Source organism: Polaromonas sp. YR568 (assembly GCF_943369675.1).
GTDB lineage: Bacteria > Pseudomonadota > Gammaproteobacteria > Burkholderiales > Burkholderiaceae_C > Polaromonas.
Map to the genome: position 1 here is coordinate 42,020 of NZ_CALROB020000025.1, position 26,898 is coordinate 68,917.

At 65.4% G+C, this 26,898-nt stretch carries 26 protein-coding genes; 12 read left to right on the forward strand and 14 right to left on the reverse strand.

The annotated features are described in order from the left end of the window. Positions 1-49 precede the first annotated feature (49 nt). The 6 genes from ACLV8F_RS14850 to purU all read right to left on the reverse strand — a co-directional run bounded on the left by ACLV8F_RS14850 (position 50) and on the right by purU (position 5,581). Positions 50-775 (reverse strand): LrgB family protein, encoded by a 726-nt coding sequence (locus ACLV8F_RS14850; protein ID WP_411884971.1) that lies wholly within the window; start codon positions 773-775, stop codon positions 50-52. Continuing rightward, a complete protein-coding gene (locus tag ACLV8F_RS14855) occupies positions 768-1,139 on the reverse strand; it encodes a CidA/LrgA family protein (RefSeq protein WP_411884972.1) in 372 nt (123 codons plus the stop codon). Before ACLV8F_RS14855 ends, ACLV8F_RS14850 begins: the two co-directional genes overlap by 8 nt. Positions 1,140-1,151: 12 nt before the next feature. Then, a complete protein-coding gene (locus ACLV8F_RS14860; RefSeq protein WP_411884973.1) occupies positions 1,152-2,654 on the reverse strand; it encodes an FAD-linked oxidase C-terminal domain-containing protein in 1,503 nt (500 codons plus the stop codon). A gap of 107 nt (positions 2,655-2,761) precedes the next feature. Further along, a complete protein-coding gene (locus ACLV8F_RS14865) occupies positions 2,762-3,532 on the reverse strand; it encodes a carbonic anhydrase family protein (protein ID WP_411884974.1) in 771 nt (256 codons plus the stop codon). Between the two features lie 293 nt (positions 3,533-3,825). After that, positions 3,826-4,725, reverse strand: a complete 900-nt coding sequence (locus tag ACLV8F_RS14870) for a LysR substrate-binding domain-containing protein (RefSeq protein ID WP_411884975.1) — start codon at positions 4,723-4,725, stop codon at positions 3,826-3,828. 7 nt (positions 4,726-4,732) lie between these two features. After that, the gene (gene purU, locus ACLV8F_RS14875) at positions 4,733-5,581 is read right to left on the reverse strand and encodes a formyltetrahydrofolate deformylase (protein WP_411884976.1); all 849 of its coding nucleotides are present in this window, start codon (positions 5,579-5,581) and stop codon (positions 4,733-4,735) included. Positions 5,582-5,704: 123 nt separating this feature from the next. Between purU and ACLV8F_RS14880 the strand changes: the two genes are divergently transcribed. Beyond that, complete coding sequence (locus ACLV8F_RS14880; RefSeq protein ID WP_411884977.1) at positions 5,705-7,045, forward strand: aminotransferase class III-fold pyridoxal phosphate-dependent enzyme; 1,341 nt, start codon at positions 5,705-5,707, stop codon at positions 7,043-7,045. Positions 7,046-7,200: 155 nt separating this feature from the next. Here ACLV8F_RS14880 and ACLV8F_RS14885 read toward each other — a convergent pair whose 3' ends face one another. Beyond that, on the reverse strand, positions 7,201-8,007 hold the full coding sequence (locus ACLV8F_RS14885; RefSeq protein WP_411885010.1) for a ChaN family lipoprotein: 807 nt from the start codon (positions 8,005-8,007) through the stop codon (positions 7,201-7,203). Between the two features lie 101 nt (positions 8,008-8,108). Between ACLV8F_RS14885 and ACLV8F_RS14890 the strand changes: the two genes are divergently transcribed. Further along, entirely contained in the window at positions 8,109-9,230 is a 1,122-nt protein-coding gene (locus tag ACLV8F_RS14890) for an AbrB family transcriptional regulator (protein ID WP_411884978.1), read from the forward strand. A gap of 150 nt (positions 9,231-9,380) precedes the next feature. Here the strand turns inward: ACLV8F_RS14890 and ACLV8F_RS14895 are convergent, their stop codons facing one another. The 3 genes from ACLV8F_RS14895 to ACLV8F_RS14905 all read right to left on the reverse strand — a co-directional run bounded on the left by ACLV8F_RS14895 (position 9,381) and on the right by ACLV8F_RS14905 (position 11,785). Beyond that, positions 9,381-9,662, reverse strand: coding sequence for a DUF3567 domain-containing protein (locus tag ACLV8F_RS14895; protein WP_411884979.1), 282 nt, complete (start codon positions 9,660-9,662; stop codon positions 9,381-9,383). Between the two features lie 147 nt (positions 9,663-9,809). Next, positions 9,810-10,946, reverse strand: coding sequence for a DUF3108 domain-containing protein (locus tag ACLV8F_RS14900; protein ID WP_411884980.1), 1,137 nt, complete (start codon positions 10,944-10,946; stop codon positions 9,810-9,812). Further along, entirely contained in the window at positions 10,943-11,785 is an 843-nt protein-coding gene (locus ACLV8F_RS14905) for an IclR family transcriptional regulator (protein ID WP_411884981.1), read from the reverse strand. The genes ACLV8F_RS14900 and ACLV8F_RS14905 overlap by 4 nt, the downstream gene beginning before the upstream one ends. 148 nt (positions 11,786-11,933) lie before the next feature. Between ACLV8F_RS14905 and ACLV8F_RS14910 the strand changes: the two genes are divergently transcribed. Beyond that, positions 11,934-12,917, forward strand: a complete 984-nt coding sequence (locus ACLV8F_RS14910) for a fumarylacetoacetate hydrolase family protein (RefSeq protein WP_411884982.1) — start codon at positions 11,934-11,936, stop codon at positions 12,915-12,917. Positions 12,918-12,933: 16 nt separating this feature from the next. Here the strand turns inward: ACLV8F_RS14910 and ACLV8F_RS14915 are convergent, their stop codons facing one another. Beyond that, positions 12,934-14,100, reverse strand: coding sequence for a toxin-antitoxin system YwqK family antitoxin (locus ACLV8F_RS14915; RefSeq protein ID WP_411884983.1), 1,167 nt, complete (start codon positions 14,098-14,100; stop codon positions 12,934-12,936). Continuing rightward, the gene (locus tag ACLV8F_RS14920; RefSeq protein ID WP_411884984.1) at positions 14,097-14,702 is read right to left on the reverse strand and encodes a MarC family protein; all 606 of its coding nucleotides are present in this window, start codon (positions 14,700-14,702) and stop codon (positions 14,097-14,099) included. Before ACLV8F_RS14920 ends, ACLV8F_RS14915 begins: the two co-directional genes overlap by 4 nt. Positions 14,703-14,845: 143 nt before the next feature. Here ACLV8F_RS14920 and ACLV8F_RS14925 point away from each other — a divergent pair, with 143 nt between their 5' ends. Both ACLV8F_RS14925 and ACLV8F_RS14930 read left to right on the forward strand, forming a co-directional pair. Then, positions 14,846-15,715: a PhaM family polyhydroxyalkanoate granule multifunctional regulatory protein gene (locus ACLV8F_RS14925; protein WP_411884985.1), complete on the forward strand. Its 870-nt coding sequence runs from the start codon at positions 14,846-14,848 to the stop codon at positions 15,713-15,715. Positions 15,716-15,764: 49 nt separating this feature from the next. Then, complete coding sequence (locus ACLV8F_RS14930; protein WP_411884986.1) at positions 15,765-17,057, forward strand: FIST N-terminal domain-containing protein; 1,293 nt, start codon at positions 15,765-15,767, stop codon at positions 17,055-17,057. Between the two features lie 112 nt (positions 17,058-17,169). Here the strand turns inward: ACLV8F_RS14930 and ACLV8F_RS14935 are convergent, their stop codons facing one another. Both ACLV8F_RS14935 and ACLV8F_RS14940 read right to left on the reverse strand, forming a co-directional pair. Beyond that, the gene (locus tag ACLV8F_RS14935) at positions 17,170-18,327 is read right to left on the reverse strand and encodes a hypothetical protein (RefSeq protein ID WP_411884987.1); all 1,158 of its coding nucleotides are present in this window, start codon (positions 18,325-18,327) and stop codon (positions 17,170-17,172) included. A gap of 314 nt (positions 18,328-18,641) precedes the next feature. After that, positions 18,642-19,373, reverse strand: coding sequence for a helix-turn-helix domain-containing protein (locus tag ACLV8F_RS14940; protein ID WP_411884988.1), 732 nt, complete (start codon positions 19,371-19,373; stop codon positions 18,642-18,644). A 119-nt stretch (positions 19,374-19,492) separates the two neighbouring features. On the opposite strand from ACLV8F_RS14940, the gene ACLV8F_RS14945 reads away from it, so the two are divergent. The 7 genes from ACLV8F_RS14945 to ACLV8F_RS14975 all read left to right on the forward strand — a co-directional run bounded on the left by ACLV8F_RS14945 (position 19,493) and on the right by ACLV8F_RS14975 (position 26,889). Next, the gene (locus ACLV8F_RS14945; protein ID WP_411884989.1) at positions 19,493-20,386 is read left to right on the forward strand and encodes a hypothetical protein; all 894 of its coding nucleotides are present in this window, start codon (positions 19,493-19,495) and stop codon (positions 20,384-20,386) included. Between the two features lie 284 nt (positions 20,387-20,670). After that, positions 20,671-22,629, forward strand: coding sequence for an MFS transporter (locus tag ACLV8F_RS14950; protein WP_411884990.1), 1,959 nt, complete (start codon positions 20,671-20,673; stop codon positions 22,627-22,629). Next, entirely contained in the window at positions 22,626-22,982 is a 357-nt protein-coding gene (locus tag ACLV8F_RS14955) for a DUF805 domain-containing protein (protein WP_411884991.1), read from the forward strand. Before ACLV8F_RS14950 ends, ACLV8F_RS14955 begins: the two co-directional genes overlap by 4 nt. A gap of 26 nt (positions 22,983-23,008) precedes the next feature. Next, positions 23,009-24,373: an FAD-binding oxidoreductase gene (locus ACLV8F_RS14960; protein ID WP_411884992.1), complete on the forward strand. Its 1,365-nt coding sequence runs from the start codon at positions 23,009-23,011 to the stop codon at positions 24,371-24,373. A 15-nt stretch (positions 24,374-24,388) separates the two neighbouring features. Next, on the forward strand, positions 24,389-25,267 hold the full coding sequence (locus ACLV8F_RS14965) for a methyltransferase domain-containing protein (protein ID WP_411884993.1): 879 nt from the start codon (positions 24,389-24,391) through the stop codon (positions 25,265-25,267). Continuing rightward, on the forward strand, positions 25,264-26,301 hold the full coding sequence (locus tag ACLV8F_RS14970; RefSeq protein WP_411884994.1) for a hypothetical protein: 1,038 nt from the start codon (positions 25,264-25,266) through the stop codon (positions 26,299-26,301). The genes ACLV8F_RS14965 and ACLV8F_RS14970 overlap by 4 nt, the downstream gene beginning before the upstream one ends. Positions 26,302-26,373: 72 nt before the next feature. Beyond that, a complete protein-coding gene (locus tag ACLV8F_RS14975; RefSeq protein ID WP_411884995.1) occupies positions 26,374-26,889 on the forward strand; it encodes an alpha/beta hydrolase in 516 nt (171 codons plus the stop codon). Positions 26,890-26,898 lie beyond the last annotated feature (9 nt).

The window sequence follows — 26,898 nt, forward strand, 5'->3', positions numbered from 1 at the left end:
ACTTCCCGGTCGTTCGCGGCAGGAGAGTGATGCGGCGTTTTTGTGTTCGCTAGAAAAAGCGAAACGCCAGTGGTATCAGCGCGGACGCCAGCACCACCTGCAGGCCCAGGGCCAGCCCGGCATAGGCGCCCGCATCGGCGTTCACTTGCAATGCGCGTGCCGCGCCCAGCCCGTGCGACACCGTGCCCAGCGCGAAGCCGCGCGCGGCCCAGCCTGCGCCGTCGCGCGGAATGCGCAGGGCGTCAAACAGGTATTTGCCGCCCAGCGCACCGACCAGGCCCGTGATCACCGCGAACACGGCCGCCAGCGCCGGGATGCCGCCTATCTTTTCCGCAATGCCCATGGCCACCGGCGCGGTGACGGACTTGGGCGCAAGCGACAAGGTCACCTCCGAAGGCAGGCCCAGCGCCCAACCCATCAGCAAGGCCGAACCGCTGGCCGCAATGCCGCCCGCCAGTGCCGCCAGCAGCAACCGGCCCCAGCGCCGGCGCAGTTCTTCGCGGCGCAGCCACAGCGGCCAGGCCAGCGCCACCACGGCGGGGCCGAGCAGGAAATGGATGAACTGCGCGCCCGCGAAATAGGTGGGGTAGGGCACGCCGGTGGCCAGCAGCGCACCGGCCAGGCACACCACCGTCCACAGCACCGGGTTGGCCCAGGGCGGCTGGCCGAGGCGCGCATACGCCGCTTGCGCCAGCACATAGACCACCAGCGTGGCCGTCAGACCGAACAGCGGCGTGGCCGACAGGTAGACCCAGAGTTCGACGAATTTAGGCATGGGGCGGCTCCCCGGCAGTGGCATCGCCACGGTCGCGCAGCAGGTGCAGGGTCAGCACGGTGACCAGCAAACCCGCCAAAGTGGACACCGCGACGGCCAGCAAAATGCGTGCGCCGTACTGGCTCACGAGCGACAAATGGGTCATCACCCCCACGCCGACGGGCACAAAGAGTAACGAAAGGTGCGACAAAAGAAAGTCTGCGCACACTGACACAGGTATTCGCTCCAGCTCTGAACGCAGGCCAATCAGCAGCAAAACCATGCCGATCACCGGCCCCGGAAACGGCAGCGAAAAACCGCGAGACAGCAGTTCCCCGATGGATTGGAAAACCAGCAGCCAGGCCAGTCCGCGCAGCGCCGTCATTGGATGCCCTGCCTAAAAACGCGGCAGGTCGGGGTGCTTGATCTGCCCGGCCCGCACCAGCATTTTTCCGTACTCGGCGCAGCGGTTCAGTGTCGGGATCACCTTGCCCGGGTTGAGCAAACCCTTGCTGTCAAAGGCGCGCTTGACGCCGAACATCTGTTCGTTTTCTTCGGCGGAAAACTGCACGCACATGGAGTTGAGTTTTTCCACGCCCACGCCGTGCTCGCCGGTGACGGTGCCGCCCATGGCGACGCTGGTCTCCAGGATGTCGGCGCCGAAGAGTTCGCAGCGGTGCAGCTGGTCGGGGTCGTTGGCGTCAAACAGAATCAGCGGGTGCAGGTTGCCGTCGCCCGCATGGAACACGTTGGCGCAGCGCAGCCGGTATTTTTTTTCCATCTCGGCAATCGCCAGCAGGATGTCGGCCAGGCGTTTGCGCGGGATGGTGGAGTCCATGCACATGTAGTCGGGGCTGATGCGGCCCGAGGCCGGGAAGGCGTTCTTGCGGCCGCTCCAGAAACGCAGGCGCTCGGCCTCGTCGCGGCTCACGGCGATGGCGGTCGCGCCGCAGCGGCGCAGCACCTCGCTCATGCGGCCGATTTCTTCCTCAACCTCTTCGGGTGTGCCGTCGCTTTCGCACAGCAAGATGGCTTCGGCGCTCAGGTCGTAGCCGGCATGCACAAAATCTTCCACGGCGGCCGTCATGGGCTTGTCCATCATCTCCAGACCGGCGGGTATGATGCCCGCCGCGATCACGGCGGCCACGGCGTCGCCGGCTTTGCGCAGGTCGTCAAAGCTGGCCATGATGCAGCGCGCGAGTTGCGGCTTGGGCACCAGCTTGACGGTGACTTCGGTGGTCACGGCCAGCATGCCTTCGCTGCCGATGATGATGCTCAGCAAGTCGTAGCCCGGTGCATCGAGCGCCTCGCCGCCGAACTCGACCTCTTCGCCTTCAACCGTGAAGCCCTTGACCTTGAGCACGTTGTGCACCGTCAGCCCGTACTTGAGGCAGTGCACGCCGCCGGAGTTCTCGGCCACGTTGCCGCCTATGGTGCAGGCGATCTGGCTGGAAGGATCGGGCGCGTAGTAGAGGCCCAGCGGCGCGGCCGCCTCGGAGATCGCGAGGTTGCGCACGCCGCCCTGCACCACGGCCGTGCGGCTGGCGGTGTCAAGCCTGAGGATTTTGTTGAACTTGGCCAGCGACAGCGTGACGCCCAGCTTGTGCGGCATGGCGCCGCCGGAAAGCCCGGTGCCCGCGCCGCGCGCCACCACCGGCACGTCCAGCGCATGGCAGGCCCTGAGCACGGCCTGCACCTGGCCGTAGGTCTCGGGCAAGGCCACGACCAGCGGCCGCTGGCGGTAGGCGGTCAGGCCGTCGCATTCGTAGGGCGTGGTGTCTTCGTTGTTCCACAGCAGCGCATGGGCCGGCAGCACCGCCTGCAAGGCGCGCACGACCTGCGCCTGCCGCTCAGATCGTTCAAGCTGGCTTTGCTGTTCGTGCGAGGCGGGGGCGTTCATGCTTTTTTCCGGTTCCAAGGGGGAAACCAGACTTTAGGGCAAGCGGCCCCCGCCGGGTTGAAGAAATTTAATGCGGCGCGTGAAAAGTGAAAAGAGCGCCGCAGTGTTCAGGACTTCGTGCCCGGCGCTTTGCTGGCGCCTGGCGTGTCATAGAACTTGACCTTGCCCGTCTTCACGTCGTACATGGCGCCCACAATCATGATCTCGCCCTTTTGCTCCATCTCGCGCAGGATGGGGCTTTTCTCGCGGATCGTCTCCACCGTCATGCGCACGTTGCTCTCGGCCACCATCTCGACAAAGGCGTCGTTCTTGGACGTGCGGTCCTTGATGTCGGCGGAGACCAGGCTGACGGCCGGCTTGATCTTGCCGATCAGGCCCGTCAGGTTGCCCAGCTGTGCGTCGTCGCAGGCGCCCTTGATGGCGCCGCAGCTGGTGTGGCCCATCACGACCAGCAGTTTGGCGCCCACGACCTTGTGCGCGAATTCCAGGCTGCCCAGGATGTCTTCATTGACGATGTTGCCCGCCACGCGCGCGTTGAAGAGGTCGCCTATGCCCTGGTCGAACACGATTTCGGCCGGCGCGCGCGAGTCTATGCAGGACACCACGCTGGCCAGCGGGAACTGGCCGTCCGCCGTGGCCTTCATTTCCTTGAGGTAGTTCTGGTGGCGCGGCTTGCCGGAGACAAAGCGCGTGTTGCCGGCCTTGAAGCGCGACAGGATTTGTGCGGGCGTCACGGCATCCTGGCACGCCTTTGTGCTCTGGATGGTGCAAAAGGTGCCCGGTTTGACGGCCTTGCCTTCGGCGTGAACCGCAGGCGACAGGGCGAGCATGGAGAACAGTACGCCGGCCACGCCGACGGCTAATTGATTTTTCAGCATGAGAATTTCCCTCACTAAACAAGTTGGTTTTTGACTATGTGCCGCTGGCCGGACTCTCAACCGGTGTCACGGCCAGCCCATGATAGGTATGAGCCGGCATGGGCGCAAAACCACTTGTCGGACGCCTGGGGCTTGCTAATGCTATTGGCGTAACGCAAATGCGCTACAAATCAAAAGGCCTTGGCCTTGAGCAAGGTGCAAAACCCTGGCAGGGTGAACCCACATGAAGGCTTTGCAACGCCGGGCAGCCAGGTAGCCGGGCAGGGAGCTCTCATTCAAACGCCCTTGGGGCTCTAGCCCAGGCTTTTTCGCAGCCAGTCCGCAAACGCCGCGCATTCCCAGCGGTCCATGGTGCCGGTGCGCCAGCACAGGTAGTGCGCATGCGGGCTGGGAATATTACCGGCGAACACTTTGTTGCTGCCCAGCCGCACCAGCGAGCCGTTTTCCAGCCAGGGCGCGCCCAGCTTCAGGCGTATCAGCGCGATGCCCATGCCGGCCGCGGCGGCGTCGCACATCAGGCCGATGTCGTTGAACTGCGAGCCGTCGGCGGGCTCGGGCCAGTCAAGCTTGTGGGCGGCAAACCAGGTGCGCCAGGGCTCCAGCGGCGAGCGCAGCAGGCTTTCGCCTTCGAGGTCCTCGGCTGCCTCAAAAGGCCCGTGCTCACGCACAAAGGCGGGCGAGGCCAGGGGCGCGACCTCGTCCTTGCTGAGGCAGACGTGTTCCAGGTCCGCATAGCGGCCGGTGCCGAAGCGCACGATGAGGTCGGCGTCCTCGGCCACCACGTCCAGCAGCGGAATCGACACCTGCAAGGTCAGGTCGATCTCGGGATAGGCGTCGGTGAACTGGCGCAGGCGCGGGATCAGGATGGAGCGCGCAAAGGTTGGCGTGACGGCCAGGCGCAGCTTGCGCTTGCCGGGCGTGCTGCTTTGGCCTGCCGCGCCGGGAAACTTCTGCAGCGTGGCCAGGCCTTCGCGCACATGGGCCAGGTATTCGCTGCCTTCGGTGGTCAGCGAGAAATCGGCGCGCCCGAAGAGCTTGGTGCCGATGATCTGCTCCAGCTGCTTGACGCGGTGGCTGACCGCGCTGGGCGTGACGCACAACTCCTCGGCCGCCTGCGTCACGCTGCGCAAGCGCGCCAGCGCCTCGAAGGTCAGCAGGCACTGGATGGGCGGGATGCGCGCCGGCGTGGCCATGCTGGGGCTATTTGAAGATGACCGTCTTATGACCGTTGAGGAGAACGCGGTGTTCACTGTGCCACTTCACCGCGCGTGCCAGCACCTGGCTTTCGGTGTCGCGGCCCATGGCGGTCAGGTCTTCCACGGTCTTGCTGTGGTCGGCGCGCGCCACGTCCTGCTCGATGATGGGGCCTTCATCCAGGTCGGCCGTCACGTAGTGGGCGGTCGCGCCTATCAGCTTCACGCCGCGGTCGTGCGCCTGGTAATAAGGCTTGGCGCCCTTGAAGCTGGGCAAAAACGAGTGGTGAATGTTGATGGCGCGGCCGGCGAGCTTCTGGCACAGCTCGTTGGAGAGCACCTGCATGTAGCGCGCCAGCACCACGAGTTCGGCGCCTTCGGATTCGATGATCTCGAGCTGTTTGGCCTCGACCTGGGCCTTGGTGGCCGCGGTGACGGGCAGGTGGTGGAAGGGGATGTTGTAGCTCGCCGCCAGTTGGTAGAACTCGCGGTGGTTGGAGACGATGGCGCGCACGTCAATCGGCAGCAGGCCCGACTTGCAGCGAAACAGCAGGTCGTTGAGGCAGTGGCCTTCCTTGCTGACCATGATGACGGTGCGCATGGGCTGGGTGGTGGCGTGCAGCTTCCAGTTCATGCCGAAAGGCCCGGCAAAGGCCTGCAGCTGGCTGGAAAGCTCCTCGTGCGTGAGCTTGTCGCAGGCGAACTGCACGCGCATGAAAAACAGGCCCGTGTCGTGGTCGTTGTACTGCGCGGCTTCTTCGATGTTGCCGCCGTTGTCCAGCAGGAAACCGGAGACGGCATGAACAATGCCCATACGGTCCGGGCAGGACAGGGTGAGGATATAAGCGTGATTCATAGGGGATGAATTGTCGCAGGTGGGGCCCGCGCCCGCCCGGGCGGGCCGCAATGGCCGTGCGGTACCGCGCCAACAGTGCCAGAATGCAACGAACACCCTCTTTTTAGACGCAGGAGACACGCCATGGCCTATCAGGATTTCAACATGGAGCACCACTGGCTCCCTTTCACGCCCAACCGCAGCTTCAAGAAGGACCCGCGCGTGTTCGTGGCCGCCGACGGCATGCACTTCACGACGCATGACGGCAGGCAGGTGATAGACGGCATTTCCAGCCTGTGGTGCGTGGGCGCCGGCCACAACCGCAAGCCCATCAACGAAGCCATCAAGAAGCAGCTGGACACGCTGGACTACGCCACCGCCTTCCAGGCCAGCAACGACCAGGCCTTCAAGGCCGCCGAAGTCATCGCGAACATGGCGCCCGGCGACCTCAACAAGGTGCTGTTCTGCAATTCAGGTTCGGAGGCGGCCGACACCTCGCTGAAAGTCGCGCTGGCCTACCACCGCGCGCGCGGTGAAGGCCACCGCAACATCTTCATAGGGCGCGAAAAGGGTTACCACGGCGTCGGCTTCGGCGGCATGAGCGTGGGCGGCATTCCGGCCAACCGCAAGGTCTACGGCGCCGCGCTGCTGCCGCGCGTGGACCACATGCGTTTTATCCACGACCCGGTCAAGCACGCCTACATCAACGGCGCCGAACCGGTGTGGGAAGAAGACCTGCTGCTGGAGCTGGAAAACCGCATCCTGCCGCTGCACGACCCGAGCAACGTGGCCGCCATCATCGTCGAGCCTGTTTCGGGCAGCGCCGGCTGGTATTTGCCGCCCAAGGGCTACCTCAAGCGCCTGCGCGAGATCTGCGACAAGCACGGCATCCTGCTGATTTTTGACGAGGTCATCACCGGCTTCGGCCGCCTGGGCACGGGCTTCGGCGCCGACTACTACGGCGTGGTGCCCGACATGCTGAACTTCGCCAAGTGCGTGACCAACGGCGTGATCCCGCTGGGCGGCGTGATCTGCACCGACCGCATCTACGACGGCATGATGAATGCCAACAGCGGCGCGCCCGAGCATGCCATCGAGTTTTTCCACGGCTACACCTACTCGGGCCATCCGGTGGCCTGCGCGGCGGCGATCGCCACGCTGAAGCTGCTCAAGGAAGAAAAGCTGTACGAGCGCGCGGGTCAGATGGGCAAGGTGCTGGGCGACGCGATGCACAGCGGCCTGAAGGGCCTGCCCAATGTGATCGGCATACGCGCGCTGGGCCTGGCCGGTGCGGTGGAACTGGCGCCTTTAGCCGGTGCACCCGGCAAGCGCGCCTACGACATCTTCATGGAGTGCTTCCACAACGGCGTGCTGGTGCGGCCTGCGGCCGACAACATCGTGGTCTGCCCACCCTACATCGTCGAGAAAGAGCACATAGACCGCATCGTCAACGTCGTGGCCGACGCGATCCGCAAACACGCTTGACGCGATGAGCGGCGTCTGAAGAGGCCACATATGGCGCCGGCGATTGAGAGAGGGCTCTTCACCCAGCTTGAGCCGCGGAACCGGCTTTGCCGGGCCGCAGGCGGGCGGCCCCCTCGGGGGGCAGCGACCCACACGCAGTGGGGGAGCGTGGGGGCCTATTTCGCCAGCTTTTTGTCCAGGCCTTCGCAGTAATCTTTTTCGGGCAGCGCGGGCGTTTCCCACACGGCATCGAAAGCGTCGGCTTTCTCGCCATTGGCGTTGTTCCCGGCACGCAGCCGAACGGCCTTGGCTTTGACATCCGTGGGCAAATGTTGCGGCACGCCCAGGTTGCGGTCCGCATGGCCGCTGCCGGCCAGCAGCAGCACGGTCTTGCCGGGCAAGGCGGCCTGGGCCAGCGTGTTGGCCATGGTGATGTCCTTGGCGATCTGCAAGCGCGTCATGGGCGTGATCTGGCTTTCGGGCAGCAGGTTGCAGTGGCCGGCGCGTATCAGTTGCTGCTGCGCCTTCAGCGCCGGGCCCGGCAACTGCAGGTCGAGCTGGTGGTCGGCCATGCGGTCCGGCATCTGCGCGCGCGGCAGGTTGGCGCCCAGCACCGGCACGCCGGCGCGCACCGCCGTCATCACGGCCGGGCCGTAGGCGGCCCAGGGCCAGCCCTTGTCGTTCCAGTTCAAGGCGTTGCGCACCTGCTGTTCGGTGGCGCTGGGCTTGAGCGCCGAGGTGCTGGCGCCGGTGTCGGCCATCTCCAGGGCCAGGGCCGCCAGCGCGCCGCGCGCGGCCAGCAGGGCGACGGCCTGCTGCTCCAGTTGCTGGTGCTGCGCCGCGTCGTGCTGCTCGCCGAGGATCAGCACGTCGGCGGGCAACAGGGCATCCAGCCGGGCCGATGTTTGCGCATCCGCGCCGCCGCCTGAAGGCTGCAGGATGGGCGCTTCAGGCCGGCTCGCGCAGCCGCCGGCCAAAGCCATCGCGGCGGCGCACAGGAGGCATGCCAAAGGGCGAGGGGTGGGAAAATAAGGCATCGGTGGATACTACTGCCTCCCGCCCGGTTTTGTCCCGTCGTTCCTCCATGCCATCCCCCTCCCTGTACGCCCGTGTCACCCGCGCCTTTGCCACGCGCGTCGCGCTGACGCTGCTGCTCGCCTGGGCCGCGGCCTCGCTGTGTATCTGGCTGCGCACGCCCTTGCCCTGGATGATCGGTCCGCTGATGACCACGGCCGTGGTCTCCATGCTGGGCGGCCCCACGGCCAGCTGGACGCCGCTGCGCAACAGCGGGCAATGGGTGATCGGCTGCGCGCTGGGCTTGTACTTTACGCCCCAGGTGGTCGAGTTGCTGGTGGGCCTGTGGTGGGCGATTGCGCTGAACATCGTCTGGGCGCTCGCGCTGGGGCTGGCTTTTGGTGCCTGGCTTTACCGCGTTCATCACGGACCCGGGCCTTTCCACGTAAAAGGCCTGTCGCGCATCACCACCTACTTTGCCGCGCCCATAGGCGCCGCGTCGGAAATGACGTTGATGGCCGAGCGCCACGGCGCGCAGACCGACCTGGTGGCTTCCGCGCACAGCCTGCGCGTGCTGCTGGTCACGCTGGTCATTCCCTTCGGCTTTCAATGGGCGGGGCTGCACGGGCTGGACGCCACCCTGCCCGGCGCGCGCGTCGTCGAGCTGCCGGGCCTGGCTTTGCTGGCCGTGCTGACCGGCATAGGCTGCTGGGTCATGGTGAAGCTGGACCGCACCAACCCCTGGTTCATAGGCGCACTGGTGGTGGCCTTGCTGCTGACCGCCAGCGGCATCACGCTATCGGCCCTGCCGCAGTGGATGACCAACGCCGCGCAACTGGTCATCGGCATCAGCCTGGGTGTGCGCTTTACCAGCGGCTTTGTGCACATGGCGCCGCGCTGGCTGGGCTCGGTGGCGCTGGCCACGGTGGGCATGATTGTGTTGTGCGCGGGCTTTGCCTGGTCGCTGGCCCAGTTCACCAGCCTGCACTGGGCCACGATGCTGCTGGGAACCTCACCCGGCGGCATCGCCGAAATGGCCATCACCGCCAAGGTGCTGCAGCTGGGGGTGCCGGTGGTCACGGCGTTTCACGTCACGCGGCTGGCGGCTGTGCTGTTGGTGGCCGAGCCCATGTACCGGTGGATCTACGAGAAGCGTCCAACGGCGCGAGCCGAAAGCCCACCTGCGGAGTAATAAAGAAAAAGGGAAGAGCGCGGCCGTAGAGAGGAGACATCTTCACCAGCAGGGGCCGCGGAACCGGCTTTGCCGGGCCGCAGGCGCAGCGGCCCCCTCGGGGGGCAGCGCACTACACGAAGCCGAAGGCGCAGTGAGAAGCGTGGGGGCTCAATGTAATGACATCGGGGTATTGGCCAACCCGCTATACCCTTCCAGCGTGTCCTCAATCTCTTCCTGTGTGGGCGTGTTCTGTGCCCAGGCGCTCAGGCGCTGCTGGAACATTTCAGCCCAGGAGCCGTCCAGGTAGACCTCTTTGCCCGAGCGTTTGTCCACGATTTCAAAGCCGTGGCGGGCCAGCTCGGGAACGGCGGGGGCGGGCGCAGATTCTTCCGGCGCATTCGCGTGAATCTGAACCACGGCAAAAGAGTCTGAGTCGTAAAGCATTTGCATGGTGAGGTCCTTTATCGTCAGATAGCAACGATGGTGCCAAGTTCAAGGCTTGGGGGGATCTGGCATGCAAGAGTTCGGTAAAGACGCGCTACAGCGTGTAAAAGCGCACGGAATGCACGCATCGGCGTGCGGCATAACAACGCGGCCTCAATCCTTGCCCAGGGCGCTGAGCTGCTGGTCGACAAAGTCCCCGTTGGCCTGGGTGATCTTGTTGCGCACCGGCAGATAGCCCAGCGAGGGCGCGTACCAGATCTCCACCTTCTGGTCGAACTCGCGCCGGGGCTGGCGCGTGAGCTTGATCGTGGCGAACTCGCCAAAAGGCAGCGCCAGTTTTTCCTCGGCCTCGACCAGGAAGGTCCAGGTGTCCGCATCGCGCGGCCCGACGGTGTACATCGAGATCGTGGAACCCACGGGGAAGCCGGCCGGGTTGCCCGCCAGCATGCCGCCCAGCTGGAGAAAGACGCTGACCCGGTCCTGCGCGCCCTGGACCCAGGCCAGCGTGGGCGTGTTGGCGCTGAAGCTGATCTGGTTTTTGTCGGCCTCAAAATGCGCGGCCACTTCGCTCCTGGACTTGTCGGAAAAGCGCGTGGGCGCCAGGCCTTGCTCGCCAAGCGCGCCGGTGCTGGCCATGGTGCGCGAGCCGAGGAACAGGGCGCTGACACGCATCAGCGCGTTGTAGCTGTCGCCGGCGTTCTGCCAGCGCAGTTCGGCATTCGCGTGGTAGGTCAGGCCTTTGGAATTGCCGGTCATTTTGTAGTCCAGCTTCACGCTGGCGGGCAGGGCCATGGCGGTCACCGGCGTCTGGACGGGGCCTGCGGGCGCCGAAGCAGACGCGCTTGCCGCGGAAGCCGCGGCGGCTGGCGCAGCCGCCTCCGCGAGCAGGCGGTCCGCATCGCCTGGCGACGCGGGTGCAACATCCGACGCAGGAGGGCGGGGCGCGGAGGCCGCCATGGTGTCGGTCGTTTCCGGCGGCGGTGTTTCGGGCGCCGCAATCGGGGTTTTACGCGGCACGGCAGGTTTGGCCACCGGCCTGGGTTTGGGTACGGCCACGGGCGGCGGTGCGGCGGGCTGCACCGGCGGCGGGGGGGCGATGCTGCGCGTGACAAAAGCCTTGGCGGGTTTGGGAACGAGGTTGCGCTCGGGGCCGAAGCGTTCCGGTGCGGACTTGAGCACCAGCGCGTGGGCGGCCAGCACCACAAGCGCCAGCAAGGCCAGCGCGCGCCAGGGCGGCGCGGCGTAGCCGGACGCCAAGGGCGTGGGAGGCGCCGCGGCCAGGGTGCTCATGCCGCTTCGAAGCCCAGGTCGCGCGAAAGTTGCCGGGCCGCAGCCGCCAGGGGCCGCGCCACCGCGCCGTCCCAATCGGGGTCAAAGGTGGCCAGCGAACCCAGCGCCACCATGCCCAGTACCAGGTGGCCGTCGGCATCAAACACCGGCGCGCAAAAACCCGCCACGCCGGGCAGCAGGGTGTTGACGGCGCGCGCCATGCCGCGGCGGCGCACTTCTTCCAGCGCGTCGGCGACGCCGGCCATCGTGGTGGGCACATCCTGGCGCGCCAGTTTCTGGTTGCGCGCCAGCTCATCCTTGACGAGCAAGGCCAGCCGGCCCTGCGGCCGCGCGGCGGTGGCAAGCAGGCGCGGCGACAAAAACGCGGTAAAGCACAGGCCGGTGGCCGAAGACAGCAAGGGCATTACGTCGCCCAGGCGCAGGTTGACGGTCACGGCCCGCGGCGATTCTTCCCAGTGCACTAGCGTGGGCCCCTGGTTGCCCCAGACGGCCAGGGCCAGGGTCTGGCCGGTCTGCGCCATCAAGGGCAACAAACGCTGCCGGGCCAGCTTCACGCTGTCCAGCCTTGAGAGGGAAGCGAGCCCTAACTTGAGTGCCGCCGGGCCGAGGTCGTAGAGCGTGGTCGCCGCATCCTGCACCACGAGCTCCAGGCGCTGGAAGCTCACCAGGTAGCGATGCGCTTTGGCCGCGCTCATGCCGGCGGCGGCGGCCAGGTCGCGCAGCATCAGCGGGCCGGGCGAGGCGGACAGCGCTTCCAGCAGCGCGAAACCGACCTCGACCGACTGGATGCCCGCGCGCTGCGGCGCCGGGCTGTTGCGGGCGGGAGCGGTGGCTTTCATGGCTTGTCTAGAATTTCGGGTGACCCGTCGGGCTGTGGATGCATGGATCGTAACGCGGGGCCGGCCGCGCCCTGCGGCGGCCACGGCACAATCAGTCCTTTAGCGAAGCAGCGAAATCAGCGAAACGACAGCCACCCTCAGGATATCGATGAAACTTGCCACCTACAAAGACTCTTCACGCGACGGCCAGCTCGTCGTGGTGTCGCGCGATCTTTCCACGGCCCATTATGCGACCGGCATCGCCGGCAAACTGCAGCAGGTGCTGGACGACTGGAACTTCATGTCGCCGCAGTTGCAGGACCTGTATGAAACCCTGAACCAGGGCAAGGCGCGCCACGCCTTTCCCTTTGAGCCCTCGCGCTGCATGGCGCCCCTGCCGCGCGCCTACCAGTGGGCCGACGGCTCGGCCTTCATCAACCACGTGGAGCTGGTGCGCAAGGCCCGCAACGCCGAAGTGCCTGAAAGTTTTTACAGCGACCCGCTGATGTACCAGGGCGGCAGCGACGACTTCATCGGTCCCTGCGACGACGTGGTCGTGGCCAGTGAAGAGTTCGGCATCGACTTCGAGGCCGAAGTCGCCGTGATCACGGGCGACGTGCGCATGGGCGCCACGCCGGCCCAGGCGCTCGAAGGCGTGCGCCTCTTGATGCTGGCCAACGACGTATCCCTGCGCAACCTGATTCCCAACGAGCTGGCCAAGGGCTTCGGCTTCCTCCAGAGCAAGCCGGCCACGGCCTTCAGCCCGGTGGCGGTGACGCCCGACGAAGTGGGCGAGGCCTGGGACAAGGGCCGCCTGCACCTGACGCTGCAAAGCACCTGGAACGGCCGCAAGGTCGGCATGTGCGAGGCCGGCCCCGAGATGACCTTCCATTTCGGCCAGCTGATCGCCCACATCTGCAAGACCCGCAACGTGCGCGCCGGCAGCATCGTCGGCTCGGGCACCGTCAGCAACAAGGACTGGAGCCACGGCTACAGCTGCATCGCCGAAAAGCGCGCCATCGAAACCATCGAGGACGGCAAGCCCAAGACAGAGTTCATGAAATTCGGCGACACGATCCGCATCGAGGCCAAGGGCAAGGATGGGCTCTCAGTGTTCGGCGCCATCGACCAGAAAATTGTCGAGAACGACTGAGCCGTTCCGTGTGGGGCTATTTTGAATAGGCTTTTCTGGAGCCGTCCTCAAAGACCGCATCGTCGCGCAGCGGCTTGCCTTCCTCGTCCCAGCTTTTCTCGCGCGTGATGCGCCCGCGCTCGTCGTAGCTCGATTCCGCCACCACCCTGCCGGCCTCGTTGAAGCGCTGGTGCGTGCCCTGGGGCAGTTGCCGGTAGCGGTTGGAGGCGCTGAAGCGGCCGGTCGCGGCGACCTTGCCGCTGTCGAAATACTCGGTGGTCTGTTGCCAGACCGCATCGCCTTCGCCGCCGTACTCGGTTTTGCTGCGCGGCTGGCCGTTGAGGTAGTAGCTCAGGTCGCTGACCGGCTTGCCGGCCGACCAGCGCCTGTCGCGCGTGAGCGCGCCGCTGTCGGCGAAGTCCTGCTCGCGTTCCTTGAAGGATGTCTTGCCGTCTGCCAGCAGCCACTGGACCTCGCGTCGCTTGACGCCGGCGCTGTTGAAATGGCGTTCGGTGCGCATGCTGTCCGAGACCTCGTCCTGGTAATCGGGTTTGCCGCTTTCGCCCAGCGTCTCGTAGCGTATGCGCTTGCCGGCCAGGTAGCTGCTGCGCCCTTTCAACAGGCCTTTGCTGTTGAACAGCTCGACCTGCGAGGCGGCGCCTGAAAACCCGCACCAGCGGGCGTCGTCGGCCGGCGGCGCCAGCAGGGCCTTGTCGGCGCAGCGCAGGGCCTGCAGCTGCCCGCGTTCGTTGAATTCGGCGTAGGCCTGCTCGTCGCCGGAGCTCTCGCGCAGCTGGTAAAACGTGATGCGCCGCAGTTGCCCGTTGGCATGAAAACTGCGCACCAAGCCCGTCAGGTTGCCGTTGTCATAGGTGCTGTCGCGCAGCACCTGGCCGTCGGGCGCGAATTCGCGCGCGCGGCCGTGCTGGTTGCCGCGCTCGTTCACGCTGTAGTCGCGCTGCAACTTGCCGTCCTTGTAGTAACGCACCAGGCCCATGAACTTGCCGCCCTGCAACTCCTGCTCTCGCACCATCTGCCCGGAGTCGCGGTCCTTGCAGCGCATGATGCCGGTCTTGCCGGCGGTGGTGCCGCCGTGGTTGGGGTTGACGCTTTCGCCGTTCAGTTCGCAGTCCTGCACCGCATGCGCCCAGGCCGGCGCCAGCAGGCAGGCGCACAGCAGCGCCACGCGGTGCGCGGCTTTCATGCGGCGGCACCGGTCTGGCTGATGAACAGGCGTATGCCGCGCAGCAGCATCTCGACCGAGATGGCCACCAGGATCAGGCCCATGAGCCGCTCGAAGGCCATCATGACGCGGTCGCCGGCCACGCGCTGGATACGCTCGGACAGCACCAGCACCACGGCGCACACCGCCATGGTGACGCACAGCGCGGCAATCCATTCAAGCCGTCGCTCGGGCGCCTGCGACACCAGCAGCATCACGGTGGCCAGCGCCGACGGGCCGGCCAGCGCCGGGATGGCCAGCGGCACGATCAGGGGCTCGCCCATCATGGGCGCGGTTTCGGGCTGGTCCGACGGGAAAATCATGCGCAGCGCGATCAGGAACATCACGACGGCGCCGGCGATCTGCAGCGACAGGTCGCTGAGGTTCATCAGCCGCAGGAAACCGTCGCCGACGAACATGAAGGCCAGCAGCAGCAAAAAGGCGATCAGCACCTCGCGCAGGATCACGCGCATGCGCCGCTCGGGCGCCACGCCTTTGAGGGCATTGACAAAAATCGGGATGTTGCCGAAAGGGTCGGTGATCAGCAGCAGCAGCACCGTGGCGGAGGCAAAGGTATAGGCCATGCGGCAAGCTTATCAGGGCGCCCGCACGCGGGAAGCAAAAACCGGTTGACGCGCCGCCCCAGCGTTGCACAATGAAGACGCAGGCCGGGCCCCAGCCGCCTTGCCCTTCGCCGCAATCACGCACAACAAGCCAGGAGACATCCATGAGTGACGCAGACAACCCTTCCTTCCCCGGCTTCGGCAAGCTGGTGCCCGGCTTTGATTTCCTGCAGAACCTGGCCAGGCAGGCGGCCGGCAGCGCCACGCAAAGCATCCCGCAACTGCCCAACCTCGGGAGCTGGGTGGCGCCCACGCTCAACGTCGAGGAACTCGACAAGCGCATCGAGGAGCTCAAGGCCGTGCAGTTCTGGCTGGACCAGAACGCCATGGCGCTCAAGGCCACCATCCAGGCGCTGGAAGTGCAGAAGATGACGCTGGCCACCCTCAAGGGCATGAACTTCAACATGGGCGACGTGGCCAATGCCTTCAAGCTCAAGGTGGCCGACAGCGTGGCCGGCGGTGTGCAGCGCGTGGCCGACAAGGCCCGCACGTTCTCGGGGCTTGAAGTGCCGCCCACGAGCTTTGGCACCAGCCCGCCCGCCGCCAAGTCCGCGACCACCAAGGCCAAAGCGACCGCGGCGGCCAAGGCCGGCGCCGCGCCCGCCGGTGTGGTCGACCCCATGCAATGGTGGGGCGCGCTGACCCAGCAGTTCCAGGCGATCGCGACCGACGCCATGAAGGAAGCGGCCAAAAAGACCGCGATGGACACGACCAAGAGCCTGGCCACGGGGCTGGCCAAGGACGCGATGAAAACCGCCACCGGCATGGCCACGGGCATGGCCCGCAACATGGCTGAAACGGCAGGCAAGACCGTGGCGGGCGGCGCGCGCGCGGCCATGAACACGGCGCTGCGCAGCAGCCAGGGCTGGCCCACGCCGGCCGGAAAACCCGCCGCCAAACCCGCCGTGAAACCTGCAAGCAAAGCCAAACCCAAGGCCCCGGCACGCAAGGCCGCGCGCAAAACCGCACGTTGAGGTAGGCTGGAACCCTTCGTGAACCCTCACTGAAATTCACCAGGACCCCATGAAGCTTTTCCCTTACGGCCATGCCACCCATCCGCAATGGCAGATGGCTGCCGGCCTTGTGTTGGCGCAACTGCGCGCCTACCTGGCGCTGCCCGGTTATGCCAAGTCGCCGACGCTGGCGCTGCTGTACATCACCGACCACTACGCCCCGCACGCGCAGGACATCCTCGACCACCTGAGCGCCGAGCTGCCAGACATTACGGACTGGAGCGGCACGGTGGGCGTGGGCATCGCTTCCAACAACGTCGAATACTTTGACGAGCCGGCCCTCACCGTGATGCTGTGCGAGCTGCCGCACAACCAGTACCGCGTGTTTTCCGGCGTGTCGCCGTTGCCGCCGGCCAGCAGCGGCCGCTTCAAGGCGCACACCGCGCTGGTGCACGCCGATGCCGCCACGCCCGACGTGGCCGAGCTGATCGCCGAGATGGCCGAGCGCACCGACAGCGGTTATGTCTTCGGCGGCCTGGCGTCCAGCCGCTCCAGCACCGTGCAGTTCGCGCTCAGCGGGCACGGCAACGTCAAGGGGCAGGGCGCGGCCGGCGGCGTGTTCAGCGGCGGCCTGAGCGGCGTGGCTTTCGGCCAGGGCGCGGCGTTGATGTCGCGCATCACCCAGGGCTGCCGGCCCGTGTCGGCCGACCATGAAATCACCGCCTGTGAATCCAATGTGGTGACGGAGCTCGACGGCAAGCCCGCGCTCGACGTCATGCTGGCCGACTTGGCGGTGTCGCTCGATGAGCCGCGCGAGGCGCTGGCCAAGGTGCGCACCACGCTGGTCGGCCTGAGCCGGCCGGCCGACATTCCCAATGACGGCGCGGCCCATGCCGCCGGCCGGCGCGCGGGCCAGTTCGGCGCCGAGGTGCGGGTGCGCCACCTGATCGGGCTGGATCCGGCGCGCCGCGGCATCGCGATTGCCGAAGTGCCGGCCGTGGGCATGAAGCTGGCTTTCTGCGAACGCAACAGGGAGGCCGCGCGCGCCGACCTGATCCGCGTGTGCGCCGAAATCCGCGAAGAACTGGAGCCCGAGGAAGTCACGCTGGAAGTCGCCAGCGCCATGAGCGCGCCCGAGGCCGAGTCGGCGCCGCACGCCGCACGGCGCATTGCCGGCGCGATCTACGTGAGCTGCTCAGGCCGCGGCGGGCCGCACTTCGGCGCGCCCAGCGCTGAGATGCAGATCGTGCGGCGGGCGCTGGGGGATGTGCCGCTGGTCGGGTTTTTTGCCGGCGGTGAGATTGCGCGGCAGTACCTGTATGGCTATACCGGCGTGCTGACTGTGTTTACCGCACAGGACTAGGCTTCCCCTATCGGACGCTCACTGCGTGTAGCGCCTTTTCCCCTTCCAGGGGACGGGCGCCTACGACCGGCAAAGCCGGACCGCGGCCCCCGCTTCAAGAGACCGTGAGGCCTTACAAAACCTGCGCTTCCAGCAACTCCACCGGGTCGCCGTAACGCGCAGCCATCGCCACCACCGCCGGGTCACGCAGCGCGCACAAAAAACCGTCCTTGATCAGTGTCTGCCCGCCGGCGGTGACCGTGCCGTCCAGCGTGATCAGGTCCATGTGCACGGGCGGCTCTTCCCAGTCGGGCATCACGCGGCGTATGTAGTCGCTGGGCCGGGCCAGGTCTATGCCGAAGTGCAGCGCGCCCGGCGCGTTGGAGCCGGCCGGGTACACCGTGTGGCGCGGCGCCTTGGGGTTGAAGCCGCAGCCGCCGCCTTCGATCATGCGGCCGCCCACCAGCATCTCGCGCAGGATCACGGCTTCTTCCGAAACGCCGTCAACGGACGAAATCGTGTCGCCCTCAAAACGCACGGCGATTTTTTCCTCGAAGGGTTTGGCAAAGCCGACCGCCCACTGCGGGTACAGCACGCCGGCCATGGGCACCACGGCCTTGAAGTCGTTTTTGACCGAGTTGTGGTCCCACAGGTTGGGGCCGTGCGTGGGCAGGTAGTGCACATAACAACCGTCTTCCTCGGCCGTCATCTGGCCGCGCCAGCGGTTCGTGGCCAGCTGGTTGGCGCGCATCTCCTGCGTGAAGCTGATGCGGAAGTCGCTGCCGCGCGCGTCGGTAAAGCGCAGGTCGAAGTCGCCTTCGGTCGGGTAGCGCGCGGCCGTGCCGCGGATGATCTCGCCGATGACGTCGACCGGAAAACGCGCCTGCGGCGTGTGCAGCAGGTCGAGGTTGCGGAAGTAGGTGATCTTGACCCAGCGCTGGCCGCCGCGGCGCAGGTTGATGCACAGCGGGTCCAGGATGGAGCAGAACCAGGTCGACACCACAAAGGTGGCCTTCTTGAGCATGGCATGCACCTCTTCCGGCACCGCCGTCACCTGCGTACTGGGCTCCATATAGATACGCACTTCGGCGCCGCGCGATTTGGCAATCCCGATCACCGCGTCAATCACGCGCGGGTCCAGCAACGGGTCGGCCAGCATCAGCACCCGGTCGCCCGGGCGTATCGCCATCACCCGCGAGAAATTGTCCAGCGCCTGGAAAAAGTACTTGGTGTCGGTCAGGTTGGCCGCCACGGGGATGGGCAGGCCGACGTAGGTGGAGGTGGGGTTCATCGCGGTTTTTGGTGAAATTGCATGCACAAAAGTCGAAGTCCCGACTTCGCTCGGCTAAATATTACCAGTAAATGCAAAATTTGCTTAGCTGGCTAATGTAATTGCATGCAATTAGGTGCCGCAGTACCCATGGGGTACCAGCAGGGGGCGCGGAACCGGCTTTGCCGGGCCGCAGGCGCAGCGGCCCCCGAGGGGCTGGAGCCCGCGGCTCCGAGCCTGCTTGAGCAGGCTTGGACGGGTGACAGAGGTGAAGCGTCTCGCGAGCCGCGGCCTGCAAGGCCTCGGGAGCTACACGAAGTGAGCGACCGTGGAGGCTAACGTCTCAATGCAGCAAAGGCTTCAAACTCCCAGCTGCGCATGGCCAGCAGCAGGGTGTAGCCCTCGCGGTCCTTGTCGCCCAGCTTCTGGTCGGTCTGGTGCTGTTGCGCAAAGTCCTGGGCCACGCGCTGCATGCGTTCCAGGAAGGACGGCGCCAGGCCGCGGCTGATGGCGCCGTGTACCAGCAGCATGCCTTCCCCGGCGCCGTCGAAGCCGCCCGAGAAATAGTCGAGCAAGGCGTTTTCGCGGAAGTAGTCCATCACCGCGCCGTGCGGGCGCCACCGGAAGGTCTTGGCGAGCTTGAGGCGGTAGCGGTTCAGGGGCTTGAGTTCGATGATGCCGATGCGGTCCAGCTGTGCCAGGTACTTGATGCACTCGGCCTCGGTGAGCCGGTAGCTGCCGGTGATCTGTTCCAGCGTCCATTGCGAGAGCACGCAGATGGCGGTCAGCAACAGCTTCTTGTCGGCCACCACGGCTTTTTCCTGCGCCTCGCCGAGCTCTGCCAGCAGCGGTTGTGTATCGGCGATGCGCCTGGCGAGGTCGGCAAAGTCCAGCTTGAGCGCGCGGCAGATCGCGTCAATGCGCGACAGGGGCATGTCGCCCTTGGCCAGCATGCGCTTGACGCTGGATTCGGCCATGCCGAGCTTGGCGGCCAGGTCCGCATAGGTCATGCGGGCGGCCTTGAGTTCTTTTTTAAGGACGGTGACGAGGTCGGCGGTGGTGCTCATGGGTATCGATTATGGGTACTTTTGGTCCAGATTCTCTCCACCGCACTGAATTTTGATGCTTGCAGCCATTCCCGGCCCCCACAGTGCGCTCACTCATATAGATACAGAGGAGCTTGCACATGCCGTCCATCCCACCCATTCTTCACCGCCGCGTCGAGCCGCTCCCGTGGCACGCGCGCCCGGCGGCCCTGGTCTGGCGCCGCGAATGCGCGCTTGCCGGCGTGTTCCTGTTATTGCTGGCGGCCGCGTTGCTCGGGTCTTCGGTGGCGCAGCCCGCCCACTATCACGACTTTGCCGACCAGCGGAGCTGGGGCTGGCTGCCGCACGCGATGGACGTCCTCAGCAACCTGCCGTTTGCGCTGTGGGGCATGGTGGGCGGGTGGGCGCTGCTGCGGGCCGTGCGCGCATGCGCGGTCGATGCCGCAACGGCGGCCATGGCCGGTTTGTTCTTTGCCGGCTTGTGGGTGACGGCCGCAGTGTCCGCGTCCTATCACCTGCAGCCCGGCGACGCCGGCCTGGTCTGGGACCGCGGCGGCATGGTGCTGGCCTTTGCCGGGCTGCTGGGCCTGGCGGCGATGCAGGCCGTCAGCGTTCGCGCCGGGATGGCGCTGGCCACGGCGGTGCTGGTGCTGGGCCCGCTGTCGGTGCACGCTTGGTCGCTGACGGGCAATGTGCTGCCCTGGGCGGTCCTGCAGGGAGGCGGCATGGTGCTGATCCTGGGCTTCGCCTGCCTGCGGCCCGCACAGGCGCGGGAGTTGCCGGTCCGCTGGGCTTTGCTGATTGCCATCTATGCGCTGGCCAAGCTGCTGGAGCTGGGCGACCACGCGGTCTATGAATGGACGGGCCAGCTGGTGTCGGGCCACAGCCTCAAGCATGTGGTGGCCGCCTGCGCCGCCTGGCCCGTCGTCACGGCCCTGCTGGCCGCCCGGAAATTCAGGGCAGAATCCACAGCACCGTCCATAAGAACCTGTTCACGGTCTAAACGGGGCCGCGTTGGGGTGCAATCGGGATGAGTGGGCCGACCGGGAACGCCGCATGGGCTAATGCCCATGCAAGGGCTCGGGTGGCTCAATCGCCCGATTTCACCCCAACCCGGAGGGCAAGCGCCTTCTCGGGCGGTCTGCGGCGTTGCGGCGCCAGCCCATAGCGGTGCTATGGGCTGGCGCGCCGCGCCTTGCATCCCATCCCGAGAAGGGGCTTGCGCGGCCCCGTTTAGGCCGTGAACAGGTTCTTAGAGAGCAGGCCAGGCGCCCCGTCGCAGAGCCCGCCGCACAACAACCGAAACGAGGAGTCAAGCATGAGTGTTGATATGGCCACACCGGTGTCGCCGCCGCCTGTGCACGAGCACCCGAACCAGTTCGCGCTGCTCAAGCAACGCCGCTTCGCCCCCTTCTTCTGGACGCAGTTCTCCGGCGCGGCCAACGACAACCTCTTCAAGTTTGCCTTCACCGTGATGGTGACCTACCAGCTCAGCGTGAGCTGGCTGCCGCCCGCGCTGGCCGGGCTGGCGATAGGCGCGCTGTTCATCCTGCCGTTTTTGCTGTTTTCGGCCACCAGCGGGCAGCTCACCGACAAGTTTGAAAAAACGCGCGTGATCCGTTTCGTGAAGAACCTCGAAGTGGTGATCATGCTGATCGCGGCCGTCGGCTTCATGAGCGACAACGCCAACGTCCAGGTGCCGGTGCTGCTGGGCTGCACCTTCCTGATGGGGCTGCACTCCACGATTTTCGGCCCGGTCAAGTTCGCCTACCTGCCGCAGGCGCTCAACGAGCGCGAGTTGACCGGCGGCAACGGCATGGTCGAGATGGGCACCTTCGTGGCCATCCTGCTGGGCCAGGTCGTGGGCGGGCTGATGGTGGCCGTTCCGCAGGTTGGGCCAGACTATGTGGCGATTGCCTGCGTCGGCCTGGCGCTGGTCGGACGGCTCGTCTCGCAGTTCATCCCGCTCACACCGGCGACCGATCCCGGCCTCAAGATCAACTGGAACCCGGTCACGGAAACCTGGCGCAACCTCAAGCTTGCCAGCGACAACGTGGTGGTGTTCCGCTCCATGCTGGGCATCAGCTGGATGTGGTTTTTCGGCGCCGTGTTCCTGAGCCAGTTCCCGAGTTTCGCCAAGGAAGTGCTGCACGGCAATGAGCAGGTGGCCTCGCTGCTGCTGGTCGTGTTTTCGATCGGCATCGCCACCGGCTCGCTGCTGTGCGAGGTGCTCAGCAAGCGCCACGTGGAAATCGGCCTGGTGCCGGTGGGCGCCATCGGCATGAGCGTGTTCGCGGTGGATTTGTATTTCGCCTCGCGCGGCCTGCCCGCCGTGCCCATCATGAGCATCGGCGAATTCATGTCGCACGCCGCGCACTGGCGCGTGATGCTGGACCTCGCGCTGCTGAGCCTGTTCGCCGGCCTGTACAGCGTGCCCATGTACGCGCTGATCCAGCTGCGCAGCCAGCCCACGCACCGCGCCCGCATCATCGCGGCCAACAACATTCTCAACGCGCTGTTCATGATCGTCAGCGCCATCCTGGCCGGCGCACTGCTCAAGGCCGGCTTCAGCATTCCGCAGATATTCCTCTTCACGGGCCTGGCCAACGCGGTGGTGGCCTTCTACATCTTCATGCTGGTGCCCGAGTACCTGTTGCGTTTTGTCGCGCTGATTTCCTCGCGCCTGGTCTATCGCTTCAAGATCACCGGCGACGAGAACATCCCCGCGCAGGGCGCGGCCGTGCTGACCTGCAACCACGTGAGTTTTGTCGACCCGGTGCTGCTGATGGCCGCCAGCCCGCGCCCCATCTACTTCGTGATGGACCACCGCATCTTCAAAATGCCGGTGCTGGGCTGGCTGTTCCGCCTGGCCAAGGCGATTCCGATTGCGCCGCGCACCGAAGACCCGGCGCTCTACGAGGCGGCTTTCGAAGCCGCCGCCAAGGTGCTGCGTGACGGCGACCTGCTGGCCATCTTCCCGGAAGGCGGCATCACCAAGAACGGTGAACTGCAAGCCTTCAAGGGCGGCATCATGAAGATCCTCGAAAACGCCGAGCGCGACGGCCTCAAGGTGCCTGTCGTGCCCATGGCGCTGACGAATCTGTGGGGCTCCTTCTTCAGCCGTGTGGAAAAAGGCAATGCCATGGTCAAGCCTTTTCGCCGCGGGCTCTTTAGCAGGGTGGGCTTGAACGTAGGCGCTCCGCTGGCGGCTGGAAAAGTGGTGCCTGAGAGCCTGCGCGCCGAAGTTGAACAGCTTCTTCAACGGGGAGGTATATGAAATCGCTTCAGTTTTTCAAAGCGCAAGGGCGCTTGTCCCGCGGAGGTTTCTGGTTTCACGGGCTTGTCGTCTGGGGTGTGCTCTATCTGGTGTGGGGCGCACTCGGCAGTTCTACGGCAAACGTACTGACGTGGATCGTCAACTTGCCCGCGCTGGCGGCGCTGGTGTTGCTATGCATCCGGCGGCTGCATGACCGGAATTATTCTGGCTGGTGGTTGCTGCTTGTAGCCGTCCCCGTGGCGGGAGCGCTCTGGCTTGTCTGGCAGCTGGCCTTGCGGCGCGGCGTTCCCGAAGGCAACCGCTGGGGCCCGGACCCGTTGTTGCCGCGCGGTGACTATCTCGTCGTCCGATAAGGGTTCGCAAAACAAGGGAGCTGGAGATGCAGCAAAACACATTGATCGTCAACGACGTCACGGGCCTGAACCCGGTGGCGGTCTGGGCCATCAGCAAGCCGAAAACCGCGGCCGACGTGGCCGACGCCATACGGCGTACCGACGGGCCGCTGTCCGTGGGCGGCGGGCACTTCAGCATGGGCGGCCAGACTGCCAGCCCGGGCAGCCTGCACCTGGACATGCGCGACATGAACCAGGTCATCGCTTTTTTTCCGCAGGACAAGGTGATCCGCGTGCAGGCCGGCATCCGCTGGTGCGACATCCAGCGTTTTGTCGATCCGCACGGCCTGGCTGTCAAGATCATGCAGACCTATGCCAACTTCACGGTCGGCGGCGCGCTCAGTGTGAACTGCCATGGCCGCTACATGGGTTTGGGTGCCGTGGTGATGTCGGTGCGGGAAATCCGGGTGGTTCTGGCCGACGGCAGCGTGCAGGACGCTTCGCCTTCCGTCAATGCGGAACTCTTTTATGCCGTGATCGGCGGCTACGGCGGTGTGGCGGTGATCGTTGAGGCCGAACTGGACCTGGCGGACAACACCAAGGTCAAGCGGCTGGCCCGCAAAATGAGTGCGGCCGAATACATCAGCCACTTCAAGGCCAAGGTCAGGTATTTCCAGGACGCGGTTTTCCACAATGCCGACCTTTACCCGCCGCACTACCGCAAGGTGCGTTCCGTTACCTGGGCGCGCACTGACGAAGCCACCACCGAGCCAAGGCGTTTGCAGCAAGGCGGCGAAACCTATCCTGTGAACCGCTATTTCGTATGGGCCGTGACCGAAACCCCCTTGGGGAAATGGCGACGCGAATACCTGATCGACCCGCTCCTTTATTTTTTCCGCAAGGTGCACTGGCGCAACTTCGAGGCGGGTTACGACGTGGCGGAGCTTGAGCCGGCTTCGCGCAAGCACACGACCTATGTGTTGCAGGAGTACTTCATTCCGGTGGAGCGTTTTGACGACTTCGTGCCGATGATGGCGGAAATCCTGCAGCGATATCGCGTCAACGCGCTCAACGTGTCGGTGCGACATGCACGTCCGGACCCCGGAACCCTTCTGGCATGGGCCAGGGGTGAGACCTTTGCTTTTGTTCTTTATTACAAGCAGCGCACCCGGGACAACGCGATCAACCGCGTCTCGGTCTGGACGCGCGAGCTGATTGATGCGGCCATCAGTGTGGGCGGCAGCTACTACCTGCCTTACCAGCCGCATGCAACGGCGGAGCAGTTCCATGCCGCCTATCCGCGGGCCAAAGAGCTGTTCTCGCTGAAACGCAAGCTCGATCCGCAATTTCGCCTGCGCAATGTGCTTTGGGACAAATACTACGCGCCCACACTGAACGACTCCAACACCTGAACGACAGGGCCTGCCATGACCACTACCCCACAAGCCTCGGAATTTCGTGCCGTTTTCAGTGTCCCTCGCTGGCACGACGGTTTTTACAAATTCCTGCAGAACATCTACCGCCTTTATCCCGAGGACCGGTTTCACACGCTGATCAAGAACACCTCGGCCGAACTCGACAACGACGAAGCCATTTACCGCAGGCTCCAGCGTGAACTGCCGAACATCAAACCCTTCATGGCCGACCTGACCCTGGCCTTGCCGGCGCTCTTCAAACAGAAGAAGGAAATGGCCGACCAGACCCAGCGGCTCCTGGGCGGGAAAAAGCAGATTGACGGTTATGTGGAGATCGGCTCCACCGGCCGCTATATCAGCGAGCTGAAGAAGCGCGTCAAGGTCAATGGCCCCATCACCCTGGTCAATGATGTGGCGCCCACCAACTCGCCGGTGGACATCGCGGAGCGCGGCGGCCTGTTCAAGATCGGCGATTTTGTGCCGATGAACGACCATGACCCGCTGCCGGCGAGCCTCCCCGATGCCAGCGTGGACCTGGTGGCCTGCTACATCGGCCTGCACCACTGCCCCCTGGACAAGCTGGATGCATTTGTTGCCTCCATCGTGCGCGTGCTTAAACCGGGCGGCATGTTCATTCTGCGCGACCATGACGTCACGACGCCCGAGATGTTCACGTTTGTCTCACTGGTGCACACGGTCTTTAATGCCGGCCTGAACGGTGCATGGGAAACCAATCAGCGGGAGTTGCGCCACTTCCGGCCTGTCGCCGAATGGGTTGCTTACCTTGGTGAACGCGGATTGAAGGACAGCGGCAAGCGCGAGTTGCAGGCGCATGATCCTTCCGACAACGTGCTGTTGGCGTTCATGAAATCCGGCGAGGCTGTCGCATGAGGCGCTGGCTGCGCAATCTCACGGTTGCATGTGCATTCGCTGCGCTCGTCGGTGCGGCGCCAGCCGTCGGTCCTGCGCCGCTGGCAGGGCCCGAGCACGTGCGCGGCGTCGAGCAGACACTGCTCACTTACCCCGAGTGGTTCCTGGTGTTCAGTCCCTATGAGTACGGCGAGTTCATAGGCGCCAGCGCACCCAGCCGCTTTCCTTTTTATGGCCATATCGGCCAGTTCTGGGAAAGCTACAAAGCCGTCTTTGACGAGACGCGCCGCCGCGGGCTCGACCTCAATCCGGGTTACCACCTGATGATCATGGTGATAGGTACCAGCACGACGGTGGAGTATGCGGTCAAGTCCGCCTATGAAACGCTCATCGGACGGCTCGCCGAATCGCTGGCCGCCCGGCCCACGCCCGAGGACAGGCATGCGGCCGGCGTTGCGCAGGACTACGTACGGTTTATCCGCGTGCAGCCCTGGTACCTGTATGACTTCGACAAGGCGCTGGCAGGCCTCTGGCGTGATGTGCCTCTCACCGGGCCGGACATGGCGCGCAAGTGGGAGCGCCGCTTTGCGCTCACGACTGAATACCTGGTCAAGGCGGGTTATGCCCGGCTGATCAAGCTGGGCACGCAGACTATTTACGACGCGCCATTGCCGGTCACGGCCGTGGTGGCCAAGCCTGTGCCGCGGGCTGACCCCGCGTTGCCGGAACTGAAGGTGCTCTCGCCGACGCCCGACGGCTCGGCGCTGGTCACCATCCCCCGCTATGAGGCCTTCATGAGCTATGCGCAGGCGCTGGCGGTTCAAGGCGTCAATTTCAGCGAGATCGCCGGCAACAGCTCATTCATCCTGGTCAGCGTGCTGGCGCCTGTCGCCTGGGAGCCCGCCAGCCCGGCCACACCATTGCTGAAGCAAGCCATCCTCACCCGGCCCGGGATCCAGCGGGTCGTGTTGACGGTGCCTGTTCAACACCTTGCCGAGTCGCTGCGCCAATGGCAAGCCGGCAAGCTGCAGATAGAGCATGTTTTTGACTACTAGGCGGCGTGAGCGGAAGCCGGGGCCCCGCTGGTTTTTTTACCCTTGGGCTGTGGTCGTTGCTCTGGCGACCGCGTGCGCCATCTCATCCTGGTCGACGCCGCGATCGGCCTGGTGGAAAATCCCGCACCGGTGAAAAGCGGCGGCGTGGTGGCGGGCCTCTTCGGCATTCGCCCGCTGCGCACGGCCCTCATCGCCACGGTCGGCACCCAGCCCCTGTTCAGTGAATTCTGGTTGCGCAAGTTCGTGGCCCGCAAGGAAGTCGTCACGCCCTCGCGCACCGCGATCTACCGCGAGCCTTTTGTGTTGGACGGCTTCACCGCCAGCCTGGGCGACTGGGCTGTGCAGTTTGCCGGTGAAAGCGGCAAGTCCCTGAGCGAGAGGCCTGAGGGCTTTCGCAAGCTGCCCATCCCGCTGACGCTGGTCTGGGGGCAGGAGGACACGATCACGCCGCTACCCCAGGCCCAAGTCCTGCAGCGGCTGGCTGCCGGATCACGGTTACTGGTGCTGCCCGGCGTCGGGCACATTCCGCAAATCGAGGACCCTGCCCTGTTCAATGCGCGCATGACCGAGATATTGCAGCATCCCTAGGTTGGGACC

Coding starts and splice junctions, on each gene's coding strand:
- ACLV8F_RS14890 (WP_411884978.1), top strand. CDS start 8,109: ATGCCATCCCCCTCCCTGTACGCCCGTGTCACCCGCGCCTTTGCCACG.
- ACLV8F_RS14970 (WP_411884994.1), top strand. CDS start 25,264: ATGAGGCGCTGGCTGCGCAATCTCACGGTTGCATGTGCATTCGCTGCG.
- ACLV8F_RS14930 (WP_411884986.1), top strand. CDS start 15,765: ATGAAGCTTTTCCCTTACGGCCATGCCACCCATCCGCAATGGCAGATG.
- ACLV8F_RS14950 (WP_411884990.1), top strand. CDS start 20,671: ATGAGTGTTGATATGGCCACACCGGTGTCGCCGCCGCCTGTGCACGAG.
- ACLV8F_RS14910 (WP_411884982.1), top strand. CDS start 11,934: ATGAAACTTGCCACCTACAAAGACTCTTCACGCGACGGCCAGCTCGTC.
- ACLV8F_RS14935 (WP_411884987.1), bottom strand. CDS start 18,327: ATGAACCCCACCTCCACCTACGTCGGCCTGCCCATCCCCGTGGCGGCC.
- ACLV8F_RS14860 (WP_411884973.1), bottom strand. CDS start 2,654: ATGAACGCCCCCGCCTCGCACGAACAGCAAAGCCAGCTTGAACGATCT.
- ACLV8F_RS14865 (WP_411884974.1), bottom strand. CDS start 3,532: ATGCTGAAAAATCAATTAGCCGTCGGCGTGGCCGGCGTACTGTTCTCC.
- ACLV8F_RS14870 (WP_411884975.1), bottom strand. CDS start 4,725: ATGGCCACGCCGGCGCGCATCCCGCCCATCCAGTGCCTGCTGACCTTC.
- ACLV8F_RS14880 (WP_411884977.1), top strand. CDS start 5,705: ATGGCCTATCAGGATTTCAACATGGAGCACCACTGGCTCCCTTTCACG.
- ACLV8F_RS14940 (WP_411884988.1), bottom strand. CDS start 19,373: ATGAGCACCACCGCCGACCTCGTCACCGTCCTTAAAAAAGAACTCAAG.
- ACLV8F_RS14850 (WP_411884971.1), bottom strand. CDS start 775: ATGCCTAAATTCGTCGAACTCTGGGTCTACCTGTCGGCCACGCCGCTG.
- ACLV8F_RS14895 (WP_411884979.1), bottom strand. CDS start 9,662: ATGCAAATGCTTTACGACTCAGACTCTTTTGCCGTGGTTCAGATTCAC.
- ACLV8F_RS14965 (WP_411884993.1), top strand. CDS start 24,389: ATGACCACTACCCCACAAGCCTCGGAATTTCGTGCCGTTTTCAGTGTC.
- ACLV8F_RS14900 (WP_411884980.1), bottom strand. CDS start 10,946: ATGAGCACCCTGGCCGCGGCGCCTCCCACGCCCTTGGCGTCCGGCTAC.
- ACLV8F_RS14915 (WP_411884983.1), bottom strand. CDS start 14,100: ATGAAAGCCGCGCACCGCGTGGCGCTGCTGTGCGCCTGCCTGCTGGCG.
- ACLV8F_RS14905 (WP_411884981.1), bottom strand. CDS start 11,785: ATGAAAGCCACCGCTCCCGCCCGCAACAGCCCGGCGCCGCAGCGCGCG.
- purU (WP_411884976.1), bottom strand. CDS start 5,581: ATGAATCACGCTTATATCCTCACCCTGTCCTGCCCGGACCGTATGGGC.
- ACLV8F_RS14955 (WP_411884991.1), top strand. CDS start 22,626: ATGAAATCGCTTCAGTTTTTCAAAGCGCAAGGGCGCTTGTCCCGCGGA.
- ACLV8F_RS14920 (WP_411884984.1), bottom strand. CDS start 14,702: ATGGCCTATACCTTTGCCTCCGCCACGGTGCTGCTGCTGCTGATCACC.
- ACLV8F_RS14885 (WP_411885010.1), bottom strand. CDS start 8,007: ATGGCTTTGGCCGGCGGCTGCGCGAGCCGGCCTGAAGCGCCCATCCTG.
- ACLV8F_RS14945 (WP_411884989.1), top strand. CDS start 19,493: ATGCCGTCCATCCCACCCATTCTTCACCGCCGCGTCGAGCCGCTCCCG.
- ACLV8F_RS14855 (WP_411884972.1), bottom strand. CDS start 1,139: ATGACGGCGCTGCGCGGACTGGCCTGGCTGCTGGTTTTCCAATCCATC.
- ACLV8F_RS14960 (WP_411884992.1), top strand. CDS start 23,009: ATGCAGCAAAACACATTGATCGTCAACGACGTCACGGGCCTGAACCCG.
- ACLV8F_RS14925 (WP_411884985.1), top strand. CDS start 14,846: ATGAGTGACGCAGACAACCCTTCCTTCCCCGGCTTCGGCAAGCTGGTG.